This window comes from Butyrivibrio proteoclasticus, from assembly GCF_900115735.1.
In the GTDB taxonomy this organism is placed as follows: domain Bacteria; phylum Bacillota; class Clostridia; order Lachnospirales; family Lachnospiraceae; genus Butyrivibrio; species Butyrivibrio proteoclasticus_B.
Map to the genome: position 1 here is coordinate 53,569 of NZ_FOXO01000015.1, position 16,454 is coordinate 70,022.

Here is a 16,454-nt window from a genome sequence, read left to right on the forward strand (position 1 = left end):
AATTATCCTGTTTGCCCATATTATGCGTTATATTTATCTTCGACAAACTCGCGAAGGCGTACCATGGCCCTTTCAACCTTCTCTGTATCGATACAGTAAGCCATTCTGAAGAATCCCGGAGCACCAAATCCGTCAGCAGGCACAAATATTAGATCGTAGTCCTTTGCCTTCTTGCAAAAGCTGATGGAGTCTTCTTCTAAAGCTTTCGGCATGATATAAAAAGTCCCATCAGGCTTAACTACTGTAAATCCAAGTTCTTTGAGTGTTTTGTAGATTATATTCATATTGGTCTCGTATACAGATAGATCAGCTGTAAGTGAGCATACTTTTGCAACTGCCTGCTGGATTATTGATGGAGGACAGTTGTGTCCTGTACCCCTTGAAATCTGTCCGCACATTGGAACAATGTACTCCGCGCCCTCGCAGGCTGGATTTACGGCCACATATCCGATTCTTTCTCCCGGAAGAGAAAGAGATTTCGAAAATGAATAGCAGCTTAATGTATTATCATAAAACTTAGACACATATGGAGTGTCTGCCCCATCGAAAACAATTTCTCTATATGGTTCATCTGAAATAAGGAAAATAGTGTGCCCATATTCATCTGATTTTTTCTTTAATATATCTGCAAGTTTTGTCAGAGTTGCTGTTCCGTAAGCCACTCCCGACGGATTGTTTGGTGTATTGATAAGTACTGCCATCACTTTTTCGCCAAGCATTTCCTCGAACTTATCAAAGTTTATCTGAAAAGAGTCAGTGTCAGCAGGAACAACTTTGAGTTCAACTCCGGCACCTCTAATATATGGATAATACTCTGGAAAAAATGGAGCAAACGTAATCATCTCATCTCCCGGCTCCGTCACAGCCCTTACTGCATGAGCTATTGCACCGGCAGCTCCGGTAGTTGGAAAAATATGCTCAGGACCATAATTCATCCCAAAACGCTCATTTAGAGATTCAGCTATTCTTTCCTTATAAAGAGGATTACCAAGACTTGGTGTATATCCATGAAGAGTCATTGTGTCCTCATTCTGCAAAAGACGTATCATTTCCTCTGTAAACTCTTTTGGAACTTCTACACTTGGATTTCCAAGGCTGAAATCAAAAACATTCTCATATCCAATCTCTTTTCCCCTGGCTGTTGCATATTCTGAAAGCTCTCTGATAACAGATTTAGCCCCAAGCATTTCTTTATACTGCTGATTGATCATAACTGCCTCCTGAAAAAATCATTTTAAACTGACTCACATTATATCACATAGTTTTAACCATTTACAGCGCTAAAGTTTCTTATTCAAGTGCTTGATAATAAATAGCGCACAATGTAAAATTATCCATAACACTATTTGAGGAGCGAATTATGAAGCTTATTAAAAAATTTATCCCCTACTACAAACCTTATATTGGCGTGTTCCTGTTCGATCTTGTATGCGCTTCAATACTATCTGTAATTGATCTTGCTTTCCCACAATTTTTACGAATCCTTCGAAGTTCTCTTTTCCTCGAAGAACCTAAGGTTATCTTAAGTCGTCTTGGTCTTTTGGCAATAGCACTTATACTTATGTATATAGTAAGGTCACTTTGCAAATACTATGTCACTTATCAGGGGCACATGATGGGTGCAAAGATGGAATCCGGAATGAGGCATGATCTGTTTGAGAGATTTGAAGCATTTTCTTTTTCCTATTATGACACTCACAACACCGGCGAAATGATGAGTAAACTCGTATCCGACTTATTCGATATTTCCGAACTTGCCCACCACGGCCCGGAAAACATCTTCATCTCAGTGGTAAAAATAGTCGGCTCTTTCATTCTTCTTATGAGAATAAATGTCCCTATGACTCTGTGCCTTGTGGCCGTTGTTATATGCATGGCTATTTTTTCAGTGAGCCAGAACAGGAAAATGCGTGCGACTTTCTCCGATAACAGAAAGAAAATTGCAGGTATCAACTCATCTCTCCAGGACACATTAGGCGGAATACGAGTCGTTAAGTCTTTTACCGGTGAGGAAATTGAGGAAAAGAAATTTGATGAATCCAACATTGCTTTTCTTGACTCCAAACAGGCAAATTACCGTCAGATGGCAAAATTCCATTCAGGAAACAATCTGTTTGAAGGCCTTATGTTCGTGACAGTGCTTGTGGCAGGAGGCTTCTTTATTGCAAAGGGCCAGCTTACCGGCGAAGACCTTGCTATCTATGCGCTTTACATAAACATTTTCATTAACCCGGTCAATGTCCTTGTTGAATTTACAGAGCAGCTCCAAAAGGGTCTTGCGGGCTTTGAGAGATTCCGTGAAGTTATGGATACCATGCCTGAGATCGTGGATAAAGAAAACGCCGGAGAGCTTAAGAATGTCAAGGGCGTTATTGATTATAAGAACGTAAGTTTTTCATACGAAGAAGATGAAGCAGTGTTAAAAGATATAAATCTACATGTGGAGGCCGGAAAATCAGTTGCCATAGTTGGACCTTCAGGCGGCGGGAAAACAACGCTTTGCTCGCTGCTTCCAAGATTCTACGATGTCACAGAAGGTTCTGTTCTCATTGATGGCACTGACATTCGAGATGTGACTCAAAAGTCGCTTCGCTCCTACATCGGCATCGTTCAGCAGGAAGTATATCTTTTTAATGGAACGGTAAAAGAAAATATCGCATACGGAAAGCAGAATGCCACAATGGAAGAAATTGTGGAAGCAGCAAGAAATGCTGATCTTTTGGATTTTATTGAAAGTCTTCCAAATGGCTTTGATACAGAGGTTGGAGAAAGAGGTGCAAGACTTTCCGGAGGTCAGAAGCAGCGTATCGCCATAGCAAGAGTGTTCCTTAAGAACCCTCCAATCCTGATCCTTGATGAGGCAACCAGTGCTCTTGACAATGAAAGCGAAAGATACATTCAGGAAAGTCTCGATAAACTCTCTGTAGGTCGAACAACCATTACAATTGCTCACAGGCTTTCAACAATCCTTGGTGCTGATGAGATCATCGTTCTGGATGAAGACGGCATCAAAGAGCGTGGCACTCATAAAGAGCTCATCAAAAAAGGCGGTCTCTACGAAAAGTACTACCGCATGCAGCTCGGAAAAGTCTGAATCAACACTTTCTTGTAACCGGACGCAGCCGAGCTGATAGTGTAGGCATAGCTCTGTTCACTCTGATATTTTTCAATGTGATAAATTGGACATAAAACACCCACAAAAGACTTGTTTCATACTTATTCAGAACACAAGTCTTCTGTGGGTTTATTTATATCCATTTATCATCATTTCAAAATAAATCGTTCACATCACTATGCCTACACTTTCAGTTCGGCTGCTGTTCGTGAAAAAATATTAGTCTTTATATGTGTCGTAAACCATAAATCCAAAAGTGCCCATACCTTTGGATAGAGCGATTTAGTATAAGCAATAGAGACAGTTAATAAAAAATAATTCGCCTCATTTCCTGTTTTGAATAAGCATGAAAGGAAATGAGGCGAATTATTTTGAATTTACTGTCTCTTTGCGAATACTCCGAGATCTATCCGAAGGTATGGGCACTTCTGGATTTTATGCCACTCGCAATAAAGTATATATTCTTGAACATAAAGTTCAAGAATATATCAACCATGCCAAATTGAATCGACTACGTCGATGAGGCATGGTTGACCCTTGTATCACCTTCTCACGAAACCCGCAGCAAGTGCGGGTTTCTGTAATTTCATTTAATAAGTCATGCTTTTTGAAAAATAGTGGTTCTATAGCAATATGTGATTGGCGTGGGCGACTGAAAATGGGTAAAGTTAGGATATAAGTTTTTTCGCGAGGTGTATTGATATGGGGAATGTTCGTTTTCATTTGCCGGGGCTGAGGTACAATTATCCGCTAAATATGTTTTGGATAAGTATGATGAAGCAGTACCCGCATTATTTTAGAGAAAGTGTTGAGATTGCATCGTTTTTTGGCTCTTTTCCATTTTCGCTTTGGAACGGAGGAAGGCTGATAGCTGATGATCAGTGCGACAGGGCTTTTGTCCAGAATGTAATAAAGAGCATAAATGCAAATCACATACCTGTTCGTTTTACATTTACTAATCCTCTTATTACTGAAGAAGATTTAATGGATCCATTCTGTAATTTCTGTATGGAAGCAGGGGATAACGGCATGAATGAAGTGCTGGTATTCTCGCCACTTCTTGAGGAATTCATCAGAACCAAATATCCTTCATATAAGATTGATTCTACAACCTGTAAGGAAATAAAAGATTTAGACAGCCTGAATGAAGAGCTTAATAAAGACTATAAATATGTGGTTCTTGACTACAACATGAACAACAAGTGGGATCTGATAGAGCAGATTCACCACAAAGAGAAGCTTGAGGTGCTTGTAAATGCCCTTTGTGTTCCCGATTGCAAGAGAAGGGGTGATCACTACAAGAACATTGCACTTAATCAGGAGATAGTAAAAGAAAACAGGTTTCTTCCAAAGGACAAACAAAAGCCGCTTATTCCATGGAAATGCGAGTATGGTGACAAAAACTGCATCTATACCATTCAGGACTACTCAACATATGTTTCTCCCGAACTTATATGGGATAAATATGTACCAATGGGAATCAACAATTTTAAGATTGAGGGCAGAACCGCTAATCTCTTCTCGCTCATTGAGACTTACTGTCATTACATGATAAAGCCCGAGTATATCGGAGAGGCAAGACTACTTCTCATGAGAAATCTCGAAGCCTCCAAGATTATTCAGGTCAACAGACCAAGACCGTCTGCATTTAAATAAAAAAGAATCAATTCTTTACAGTTCTTTTCTACACTGTATATTAACGAGAGGATACTTGCCAACCAGATTGGTTGGACAAGTATCCTCTTTATTTGTATATACGTAAGTAATGGCTCCGTACGCCACCATTGACTGAACCTGAGGAAAACGCCTTTGTCTGCGAGCCGACGGTGAGAATGATGGGAACAGTAGCTTCATTCATGCACCGTCGGATTCAGCATTGTAGCGTTTTCCTCAGAACCCGTCAATGGCAAGCACCTTGCGGTGTGGCTGCATTAAAGTGCCTCAGGCTCCAAATCCAGGAACAGTAGGGGCGGCTACTTTAAGGTGCATCGGGCTCTGAATCCAGGAACATCAGAAGTGGCCACTTTCAAGAATGCGTAGTGCTATATGCTCGCGGCTCCCTATGTAATGAGAGCGAAAATGCTGTTTTGGGTATATAGCTTGATTTTGAGATTACAGCATCACTCACCAAGATTTCTGACTTGTGATTTTGGGTATATACGGACTTTTTGAAGTTCACACACCCTTTTATAGGTGGTTGATCGTCTCATATCACTCATTCAATGGATGTGTAGTTCTATTTTTTCTCGTATATACCCATTTTCCCTTCCCGAGAATTCTCCCGATGGATGTCGTAACTTAAAAAGTATAGCTATATACCCATTTCACTGTGACAATCCAGAGTTAGGAGAAGATTTTTGAGTGATGTATGAAAGATGTATGCGAGGATGTGGGATAAGTGCTTAAATATTGTTCATCTTATCCTATGGACTTAACAATCCGTATAGTGTGTGTTCTCATGAGTAGGATAAATGCTTGATTTTAGCGCTTTTTATCCCACTATTCTTATCATTTTTGTTAACAATTCTGTTGATTTGTGGGATAAATCTATGGTTTTATTGTTTTTTTATCCTACAAACCAGTAGAATCTTCACCCACAATGTTCAAAATTATAGGATAAAAGGAGCAAAAATCAACCTTTTATCCTACATGTGAGCAAATCCACTATCAGAATGCCACCACTACTGTTACTAGCACTACACATTCTTGAAAGTAGCCGTCCTTACTGTTCTCGGATTCAAAGCCTGAGGCACCTTAAACCAGACACACCGCAAGGTGCTTGCCATTGACGGGTTCTGAGGGAAACGCTACAATGCTGGATCCGACGGTGCATGAATCTGACTACTGTTCCCATCACCCTCACCGTCGGCTCGCAGACAAAGGCGTTTTCCTCAGGTTCAGTCAATGGTGGCGTACGAAGCCACCATCTATACTTCAAAACTGAAAGTATTATTCCCTGACGAGTGCTTTCATCTTTTCCACAATCTCCTCGGTATCTTCAAGGAGTTTTTGCCCGGCCTTGGTTGGATTGCCATCTTTCTGGTATTTGTAGACAAACACCGGAATACCTGCGCTATGGAAGGCCATGTTTCCTTTGTAGGAAGCTATGAAACCCGGTATCTTTCCGGCGTCAATCTTGGCGTTTGGATTTATCTTGAACTCTATGATTCCATTTCCGCCCTTGATCTCAGGAATGTAAAGCGAATGGGCTTTGGAGCGTAAAAGAGATATCCTAAGAAGGTTGTCTGCTGCCTGAGGCACTTCTCCAAATCTGTCTATGAGCTCATCTCTCATATCATCGCATTCCTGCTGATTCTCAAGCGTTGCTATTCGCTTGTATATCTCAAGCTTCTGCTCTTCATTCAAGATATATTCATTAGGAATGAAAGCATCCACATCAAGATCAATGCTGGTGTTGATTGCATTTAAAAGCTCATCATCTGTGCTGTCCCCCTTCTTGATCCTGACTGCCTCTCCAAGCATCTTGCAATACAAGTCATATCCTACTGCCTGCATGTGACCTGACTGCTTTCTTCCAAGAAGGCTTCCCGCTCCTCTGATCTCTAGGTCACGCATGGCAATCTTAAATCCGCTTCCTAAATCTGTGAACTCTCTAATAGCGGAAAGACGCTTTTCAGCAACTTCTTTTAGCATCTTATCTCTTTTATACATAAGGAACGCATAAGCTGTCCTGTTAGAGCGACCAACTCTTCCCCTCAGCTGATAGAGCTGCGAAAGTCCCATCTTATCAGAATCGTGGATTATCATGGTATTAACATTTGAAATATCAAGTCCTGTCTCAATGATGGTTGTTGATACAAGCACATCGATGGTTCCATCAATGAAGTCGTACATGATCCTTTCAAGTTCCGACTCTTTCATCTGTCCATGGGCAAAAGCAACATTGGCCTCCGGAACAAGCTTTTGTATCTGAGCCGCCATATCAGCAATGGTATTTACTCTGTTGTACACATAATAAACCTGTCCATTCCTTGAAAGCTCGCGTACAATGGCCTCTCTTACGAGCTCGTCATTGTACTCCATAACATAAGTCTGAATTGGCATTCTGTCATTTGGAGCCTCCTCAAGGACACTCATCTCCCTGATACCAACAAGTGACATATGAAGGGTACGCGGAATAGGCGTAGCTGACAAAGTAAGAACATCAATATTCTCTTTTAATGTCTTTAGCTTTTCTTTGTGAGTAACGCCAAAGCGCTGCTCTTCATCCACAATAAGCAGTCCTAAATCTTTGTACTTCACATCTTTTGACAAAAGTCTGTGGGTTCCAATGACAATATCCACAAGTCCTTTTTGCAGGTCCTGAACTGTTTTCTTTTGCTCTGCTGCGGTCCTGAATCTGGACATCAGGTCCACTCTTACAGGAAAATCACGCATTCTTTCAGAGAAAGTATTGTAATGCTGCTGTGCAAGGATAGTCGTAGGGACAAGGACTGCAACCTGTTTGCCATCCTGAACAGCCTTAAAGGCCGCTCTTATGGCAATCTCTGTCTTTCCAAAACCAACATCTCCGCAGATCAGTCTGTCCATAGTCTTGGTAGACTCCATATCCCTCTTTGTATCCTCTATAGCTGTGAGCTGATCGTCTGTCTCCTGATAGGGGAAAGCATCCTCAAACTCCTGCTGCCACACAGTATCTTTTCCAAACTGATATCCCACAGCCTGCTGACGTTTTGCATAGAGCTCAACAAGATCCTGTGCCACTTCCTCAACTGCTGCCTTGACCTTCGCCTTAGTGTGACTCCAGTCGCCGCTTCCAAGCTTATTGAGCTTAGGCTTGTGGGCATGCTCGCTGTCGTCGCCGCCGGAAGCATATTTCTGAATTACAGAAAGACCTGTCGCCAGAATATAGAGATTTCCTCCATCTCCATACTCAACTTTTATGTAATCCTTGACCACATGATCTGTCTCAATTTTCTCAATTCCCCTGTAGATACCAAGACCGTGATCTTCATGAACCACGTAATCACCTATCTTAAGATCTGCAAAGTCAGATATCTTCTCGCCCTTATAGGTGCTCTTTTTCTTTTTTCTCTTCTTGGTATGTTCAGTAAAAATGTCTGACTCAGCAATTACAGCAAACTTGATGTCCGGATATTCAAAGCCTTTCAATATTCTGCCGTAGTAAGTCATGATCTCGCCTGGCTTTAATACCCTCCCGGGATCTTCGCTATAGAATGCACTGACAAGATTATCCCTAAGGTCATCAACAATTCTTTTTGCTCTTGTTCTTGAACCTGATAGAATAAGCACTCTGTAGCCCTGCTTTACATATGCCTTCAAATCTTTTACCAGAGATTCAAAGCTGTTGTTATAGGGGGCTACACTCCTTGTCCTTATATCCCAGCTCTTTTCCGGCGAAAAGATATTCTGGCTTTTAGGAATCGGTAATGAGGAAATGATAACTCTTCTGCCGTTTGCCATTCTGCTGACGCAGTTATCAGTTCCATACAAAAGATCCATCTGCCCCGGAAGAACATATCCCTTTTCTGCTCTGTGGGTCATGCTCTCTCTGAATTCAGCCTCAACCGCCATGGCATGCTCTGCCACTCTTCCGGGCTCATCGATAAAGATACAGCTTTTACCCTTGGGGAACATCTCCTGAATAGTTACTGTATCTTCATAGAAATATCTGATATAGCTCTCAAGGTTAACTGATGTTTTCAGTTCAAAGAGCTGTTCTCTAAGTTCCTGAGTCTGAGTTTTTAACTGATGAGCCTCTTTTGTCTTAAACTCCGAACGAAGTACCTCGACACATCTGTCAGTTTCTTCCTGGATTCTGTCCATTCCTTCCCGGAGTTTATCCTCATCAAGAATAATCTCAGATGCAGGATAGATTTCAATTGATTCAAGCTTTTCAAGCGATCTCTGAGAAAGAATATCAAAGCTCCTGATAGACTGTATCTCGTCTCCCCACAACTCAATTCTGTAAGGGTTATCCTCAGTAAGGTCAAAGACATCTACAATATCACCACGAACAGAAAACTCACCTGGGCCCTCAACCTGATAGTTCCTTATATATCCCATTGCCACGAGTTTTCTGGTAATCTCTGTCTCATCAACAGGTTTATGTCTGTCGATTGAAAGGATATTTTCCTTTATAATCTCAGGCTTTATCTGAGGCGCCATAAGGGCAGAAAAAGTAGTGACCACTGTTACGGGTCTTCCCTCAATAAGCCTTCTCATGCACCTTATTCTCTGTCTTACAATCTCGTTGCTGTGAACATCAGCCTGGTAAAAGATAAGGTCTTTTGCCGGATACACAGTGACATTCTTGTCATAAAACTTATAGTCCTCATATATTTCTTTTGCCCGAAGGTCAGAGTAAGTCACAATTATCTTGTACTTAAAGTCAGCCCCAAGACTGTCGATGAAATGGAGCTTTTGTGAATCCACGCAGCCGGTAACTTCTGCACAGGCAAAAGGCTTCTCAAGATACTTATTAATTTCTTCAAATTCAATTAACTCATGTAAAGGAGTTGTAATCGCTCTCATTTATTTTTTACCGTTAAACTTGTTCATGGCGCTGTCGACGCCATTATCCATTATCTCAACAACTGCTCCTAATGCTAAATCTATTCCTTCTTTTATAGAAACCTGGTCTTCACCCTCAAAGTGGCCAAGTACCCAGTCAACCATATCGTATTCTTTAGGTTTTTTGCCAACTCCAACGCGGACGCGTTTAAATTCGCTATGTCCAAGCTGAGCTATTATGTTCTTAAGTCCGTTATGCCCGCCGGCGCTGCCCTTTGGCCTTACCCTTATGTTTCCTGCATCAAGCTCAACATCATCCGATATGACTATAAGTTCTTCTTTTGTATCCACTTTAAAATAATCACATATTGGTCTGATGGCTTCACCGCTAAGATTCATGTAGGTAAGAGGCTTCACAAGGATAACTCTCTCATTTCCAATTCTTCCTTTTCCAAATGCCGCCTTGAACTTAGTCTCAGTAAGCTCTATTCCGTATTTATCTGAAAGGGCATCTATTGTTGCAAAGCCCACGTTATGTCTTGTTCCAAAATATTTCTTTTCAGGGTTTCCAAGTCCCGCTATTACAAACATTCTTCCTGTTTCCTCTTCTTTTTTACCAAATAGTTTCCCCAAAATACCCAACACGCTTATTTTACCCTTTTATACACCGAAATAAATGGGGCTTAGTACAAAATGTACTTTAAGCCCCATTTAATTGTATTCACTATACCATTATTCTGTTAATTAAAGCAAGTAGATATGGATTATTCTGTAACTTCTCCATCTGCCGTTTCTTCTACTGCTGCTTTGTCGTAAGCATCAAGAATTGTATCCTGCAAAATCTTACGTGTGTCAGAATTGATTGGGTGAGCGATATCACGATACTCTCCGTCAGTTGACTTCTTGCTTGGCATCGCGATGAACAGTCCTCTCTCTCCTTCAATTACCTTTATGTCATGAACCACAAATTCATTGTCAAAAGTAACTGATACTACTGCACGCATTTTTCCCTGCTTTGTGACTTTTCTTACTCTTACGTCTGTTATTTTCATCATGTACCCCCTCTCGGTCATAACAGTTAATAATGTAAAAAATTACAATACATATCTTTCATTATTCTCAACTACAATCTTTATGCCGTTTTCTTCTTTGTAGTAAGAATTAGCCTGAATTGTTCCATGACTTTCAACGATACAGTTCTCTATGTGAGAATTGTCCCCGATATAAACGTCATTGAGGATGATTGAATTCTTGATGTAACAGTTGTTTCCGACAAATGCCCCCTTGAAAATAACGGAATCTTCTATTGCACCATTGATGATACATCCACTGGATATAAGGCTGTTTTTAACGTTAACTCCCACATTATATTTTGCAGGTGGAAGATCAACTACTTTTGTATAAATACCAGGATACTCACGGAAGAAGTATTGTCTTACTTCAGGTTTGAGGAAATCCATGTTTGTACGGTAGTAATCCTCAACAGAAGCTATGTTGTTCCAATACTCTTTTATCTTGTATCCATAGATTCGCTTCATATCCTTGTATCTTACAAGAATATCTCTAACGAAATCGTATCTCTCTTCCTCTTCAGCTCTTTCAATAAGTTCGATGAGCTGGCGTCTTCTTATTACATAGATACCACATGAAATAGTATTTGATCTTGATACTACTGGTTTTTCCTCAAATTCCTCGATTCGGCTCTCCTCATTCATTCTGATGGTTCCGAATCTCTCAGTATCAATGTCAGCCGGCATGTCCTTACATACTACTGTAATATCTGCCTGCTTCTGAATGTGGTATTCAAGAAGCTTTGCATAATCCATCTTATAAACGCAGTCACCGGAAGTGATGATAACGTATGGCTCGTGGCAGCCCCTTAAGAAGTCAAGGTTCTGCGCGATTGCATCAGCTGTTCCTCTGTACCAAAGATTTCCTGATGCCTTTACAGCAGGAGTAAATACATAGAGACCTCCCTGCTTACGTCCAAAATCCCACCACTTTGAAGAGCTTAAGTGTGAATTAAGACTTCCTGCGTTGTACTGTGTAAATACTGCAACTGTCTGAATATGAGAGTTTGTCATATTACTCAGTGCAAAGTCGATACTTCTATAAAAACCGGCTACAGGCATAGCACAGACTGCTCTTTTCTTGGAGAGCTCCTGCATTCTGCTGCTGCTGCCACCTGCTAAAATAATGCCAATCGCTCTCATGTCAATCACCTGCCTTATCTAATGTTCTGCCGCTATCAAGTATTCCACCAGGATAGTCTTCAGCGGTTGTAATTCCGGAAATCATAATATTCTTACCGATTGTTACATCGTTTGGAATAACAGATTTCTCGCCGACAGTGCAGAGACCTTCACAGTATATGCTTGGCTTTGTCTCGTTCTCTTTTTCCTCGAAGGCTCCAATTTTGACATTATTGCCAATCTTAACCTTCTCGGCAATGATACCTTTTTCAATAGTACAGCCTTCACCAATCTCTGTTTCATTCATAATGATAGAGTGGCTTACAACTGTATCTTTTCCGATCTTAACACCAGGTCCGATAACCGAATTATAGACCTTGCCATATATCTCACAACCCTCACCTACGATACTGCGCTCTATTGCGCTTTCTGAACCAAGGTACTGCGGTGGCTGAACGTCACTGGCTGTGTAAATCTTCCAATATTCTTCATACAGGTTAAACTCAGGAACTATATCGATAAGCTCCATATTAGCCTGCCAATAAGATGTAAGTGTTCCTACATCCTTCCAATAGCCATCGAACTCATAAGCATAAAGAGCCTGGCCCTTTTCCTTACAATAAGGAATAATGTGCTTACCAAAGTCAAGGCCTGCCTGATCCTTATTAGCAATAAGCGCCTCTTTTAAAGCTTTCCATGAAAAGATATAGATACCCATGGAAGCAAGATTGCTACGTGGATGCTCAGGTTTCTCCTCGAAATCTACAATCTTCTTATTTTCATCGGTTATCATAATACCGAATCTGCTGGCCTCTTCCATAGGAACAGGCATAACTGCGATTGTAGCATCCGCATGACTTGCTTTATGGAAATCAAGCATAGTTTCATAATCCATCTTATATATATGGTCACCCGAGAGGATCAATACATAATCCGGATTATAATTTTCCATATATTCAAGGTTTTGGTAAATAGCATTGGCTGTACCGGTATACCATTCACTGTTAGAACTCTTTTCGTACGGCGGAAGAACCGTTACTCCACCAAAATTACGGTCAAGGTCCCACGGGATACCTATACCAATGTGAGAATTAAGTCTTAGGGGACGATACTGTGTAAGAACTCCCACAGTGTCCACTCCAGAATTGATGCAGTTACTTAGTGGGAAATCGATGATTCTGTACTTTCCCCCAAATGAAACTGCAGGCTTTGCCATCTTGGCAGTTAACACTCCCAATCTGCTGCCCTGGCCCCCTGCCAGCAGCATGGCGATCATTTCTTTTTTTATCATGTTCCACCTCGTTGCATTTTGTAGTCACAAGAACGTGACTTTGATACACCAGGCATGCCGAATGACATGCCACAGAAAACCGCTTTTTTCTTATATAAAAGTATAACATAAATAAATATTAAAAACACTCTATTTAAGAACAAAGTATGCGAAAATTCTTTCACGCACTTTGCCAAATATTCGCTTTTTTATTTTCTGATCAATATGCAAGAAACAACTAATACATTTCTGCCTGAGCGAAATACAATTCTTTATAAATTCATAACATACCCTATAGAATGAAATACTTTTCTAAGTTGATGCTTTTTTGACTTTGATAAAATAAGTGTTAGAATATATTGCGTTATATAATACGAAAAAAAGAATCATGAATCGAGGATTTTATGTACAAAATTAATTTTGATAAACCTGCACATGTTTACTTCATGGGTATCGGTGGAATATCTATGAGTGGTCTTGCTTATATATTAATAGAAAGGGGCTTTAAGGTTTCGGGTTCAGACAACAAAAAATCTGAAATGACAGAAAAGCTCGCCAGCCAGGGCGCAAACATTGTGTATGGTCAGAAGGCTGAAAACATCGCAAACAGCTCACCTATCGATGTAGTCGTTTACACAGCTGCGGTTCATCCTGACAATCCTGAGTTTGTTGCGGCAAAAGAGGCTGGCATTCCAATGCTCACAAGAGCTGAGCTTTTAGGACAGATCATGACACATTATGAACTTCCTGTAGCAGTTGCTGGAACACACGGAAAGACAACAACAACTTCTATGCTTTCCAAAATTCTTTTGGAGGCAGATACTGATCCTACTCTTTCAATTGGTGGAGTATTCAAGGATATCGGTGGAAACATCCGTGTTGGTAAATCAGAATATTTTGTTACAGAAGCCTGCGAATATACAAACAGCTTTTTGAGCTTTTTCCCTAAAATCAGCATCATTACCAATATAGATGCAGATCATCTTGACTTCTTTAAGGACCTTGATGATATCAGACATTCTTTTAAAAAGTTCGCCGAGCTTTTACCTGAAGACGGAACTCTTGTTATCAACGGCGATATTGATAATGTTTCGTATATCACTGATGGTCTTAAGTGCTCAATTGTTACCTACGGCTCCACAGATGCTTTTGATTATTATCCTACTGATATTACTTATGATGATCACGGCAATGCTTCTTTTAAAGCACACTTAAAAGGAGGCTTAGTACTTGATATAAAGCTTGCTGTTCCCGGCGTTCACAATGTTTATAATGCCATTGCTGCTATAGCTGTTTCTTCTATATTAAATGTAGATTCAACTCACATTACTACAGCCCTTTCTCTCTTTGGTGGAACAAGCAGAAGATTCGAGTATAAAGGCGAAGTTCATGGTGTCACAATCATTGATGATTATGCTCATCACCCTACAGAAATAAAAGCAACGCTTACTGCCGCCCAGAACTATCCACATAAAAAGATATGGTGTGTATTCCAGCCACATACATATTCCAGAACAAAAGCTCTTTTAAACGAATTTGCCGATGCACTTTCTCTGGCAGATCACGTTGTTCTTGCTGATATTTACGCAGCAAGAGAGACTGATACCCTTGGTATAAGCTCACGAACACTGTGCGACAAGATAAAAGAACTTGGCCATGAATGTATGTATTTACCAACTTTTGAAAACTTTAGTGAGATTGAAAAGTTCCTTCTGCAAAATTGCACTAAAGGAGATTTGTTGATAACCATGGGTGCCGGTGATGTAGTAAAAATAGGCGATGAACTCCTAGGCAAGTGATACTTATCCACATATCCACTTTTTTTATTAAAATTCTATAAACAATTCTAAGTGGAAAACAGCCAATCCTTTATTTACTGATGGATTGGCTGTTTTATATTTTTTTTATAATTTAATCCACATTATCCACATTGTCCACACAATTGGACCAATTCGTCAAAAGCGCACCAATGCTGGATTTCTTCGTTACTTTTTCCCATATCATTTCAGAAAGGTGTGTGTTAAGATTTGAATTGTTCGAAAGAGAGCACCAAATAAATGAATGCATCTTTGAACTTCGTAACTAAACTTGAGGTGAAATATAACATGATGGGGCGAGTAACAATCAGTCATAATTTAGGGGAGGATTCCACGAATGTTTCCAATATATTTATTGACGAGTACATGCAAGACGCAAACGATGCGCAGATTAAGATCTACCTCTTTTTACTGCGTATGATGAGTGCCAACCTGCCCACCAGCGTTTCGGCACTTGCAGATAAATTTAATCATACTGAAAAAGACGTAATTCGAGCACTTAAATACTGGGAAAAGAAAGAACTTATCACACTTGAATATGATGGTTCAGGAAATCTTACCGGAATTCACATGGAGGATATTGTATCACCTGCCAATTCCGGAAGAAGAAAGACCGACACTGTTCTTAGACCAGTTCCTCCTATTCACGAAGTAGCTGCAGAGGATCATGTCATCAAGGAAGTCAAAAAAGCGCCAGCAAAGCCAAAATACTCTGCCGCTCAGCTACGTGCTTTCAAGGAAGAAGAAGGCGCCGGTATCGTATTCCTTGCTGAGCAGTATTTTGGAAGGCCTCTTACTTCTACAGAGGCGCTAACACTTTATTATATTCATGATGAGCTTAAGTTCTCTGATGATCTTTTGGACTATCTGATGCAATACTGCGTCGATAATCATAAAGCTGATTTCAGATACGTAGAAAAGGTGGCTATTAACTGGAATCAGGAAGGCATCAAAACGCCAAAGCAGGCTCACGCGGAAATTTACAAACATGACCCTAATATTTTAGGAATCATGAAGGCCCTTGGTATGGAAAACAGCCCTACTGAGAAGGAAGGAAACTTCATCAGTTCTTGGTTAGGGGAGTTGGGATTTTCGATGGATATTATTATGGAGGCCTGTGACCGCACTGTTATGGCTACACAGAAGAATCGCTTGAAGTATTGCGACAGCATTCTTCGCAGCTGGCATGAAAAGAAGGCTAGTTCAAGGGAGGACATTGCCAGACTGGATGCAGACTTTACCGCTGATCTTAAGAAAAAGAGATCAAAGGCTTCCGTATCATCCATCACAGATAAAATCCGCTCAGACGAATCATATATTCGCCCCAGCGGCAGTCAGAACCGTTTTAATCAGTTCCAGCAAAATACATACGATTTTGCCGAACTTGAGAAACAGCTTCTTGACAACTAAGGTTACAATTTAGCTTTAACTAGATTGTATCCCACATAGTTCTTACTTGATTGGGGAATCAAATAAGAACTGCAAATAATATCAGCCCTGTACTTTTGGTTCGGCGGCGGCCCCGGCCTTCCCTGAAACACGTACAGGGTTATATTGTGTAAAGG

The 16,454-nt window shown here is 40.5% G+C and carries 10 protein-coding genes; 4 read left to right on the forward strand and 6 right to left on the reverse strand.

Annotated elements, in window-relative coordinates:
- Positions 1-20 precede the first annotated feature (20 nt).
- Positions 21-1,211, reverse strand: coding sequence for a pyridoxal phosphate-dependent aminotransferase (locus tag BM146_RS10515; protein WP_074888391.1), 1,191 nt, complete (start codon positions 1,209-1,211; stop codon positions 21-23).
- 149 nt (positions 1,212-1,360) lie between these two features.
- On the opposite strand from BM146_RS10515, the gene BM146_RS10520 reads away from it, so the two are divergent.
- Positions 1,361-3,094, forward strand: a complete 1,734-nt coding sequence (locus BM146_RS10520; protein ID WP_074888394.1) for an ABC transporter ATP-binding protein — start codon at positions 1,361-1,363, stop codon at positions 3,092-3,094.
- A 723-nt stretch (positions 3,095-3,817) separates the two neighbouring features.
- The gene (locus tag BM146_RS10525) at positions 3,818-4,771 is read left to right on the forward strand and encodes a hypothetical protein (RefSeq protein WP_074888397.1); all 954 of its coding nucleotides are present in this window, start codon (positions 3,818-3,820) and stop codon (positions 4,769-4,771) included.
- 1,293 nt (positions 4,772-6,064) lie between these two features.
- Here BM146_RS10525 and mfd read toward each other — a convergent pair.
- From mfd to BM146_RS10550, 5 genes are all read right to left on the reverse strand, one after another.
- Positions 6,065-9,631, reverse strand: coding sequence for a transcription-repair coupling factor (gene mfd / locus BM146_RS10530; RefSeq protein WP_074888399.1), 3,567 nt, complete (start codon positions 9,629-9,631; stop codon positions 6,065-6,067).
- Positions 9,632-10,243 carry an aminoacyl-tRNA hydrolase gene (gene pth, locus BM146_RS10535; RefSeq protein WP_330391818.1) on the reverse strand — a complete coding sequence of 204 codons (612 nt, stop codon included), beginning with the start codon at positions 10,241-10,243 and terminating at the stop codon, positions 9,632-9,634.
- Between the two features lie 131 nt (positions 10,244-10,374).
- Positions 10,375-10,662: a septation regulator SpoVG gene (spoVG, locus tag BM146_RS10540; protein WP_022775219.1), complete on the reverse strand. Its 288-nt coding sequence runs from the start codon at positions 10,660-10,662 to the stop codon at positions 10,375-10,377.
- 42 nt (positions 10,663-10,704) lie between these two features.
- Positions 10,705-11,823: a glucose-1-phosphate adenylyltransferase subunit GlgD gene (gene glgD, locus BM146_RS10545; RefSeq protein WP_074888405.1), complete on the reverse strand. Its 1,119-nt coding sequence runs from the start codon at positions 11,821-11,823 to the stop codon at positions 10,705-10,707.
- 1 nt (position 11,824) lies between these two features.
- Entirely contained in the window at positions 11,825-13,093 is a 1,269-nt protein-coding gene (locus BM146_RS10550; RefSeq protein ID WP_074888408.1) for a glucose-1-phosphate adenylyltransferase, read from the reverse strand.
- Positions 13,094-13,476: 383 nt separating this feature from the next.
- Here BM146_RS10550 and murC point away from each other — a divergent pair, with 383 nt between their 5' ends.
- Positions 13,477-14,871, forward strand: coding sequence for a UDP-N-acetylmuramate--L-alanine ligase (gene murC / locus BM146_RS10555; RefSeq protein WP_074888411.1), 1,395 nt, complete (start codon positions 13,477-13,479; stop codon positions 14,869-14,871).
- A gap of 258 nt (positions 14,872-15,129) precedes the next feature.
- On the forward strand, positions 15,130-16,299 hold the full coding sequence (locus tag BM146_RS10560; protein ID WP_242949384.1) for a DnaD domain protein: 1,170 nt from the start codon (positions 15,130-15,132) through the stop codon (positions 16,297-16,299).
- The last annotated feature ends 155 nt before the right edge of the window (positions 16,300-16,454 follow it).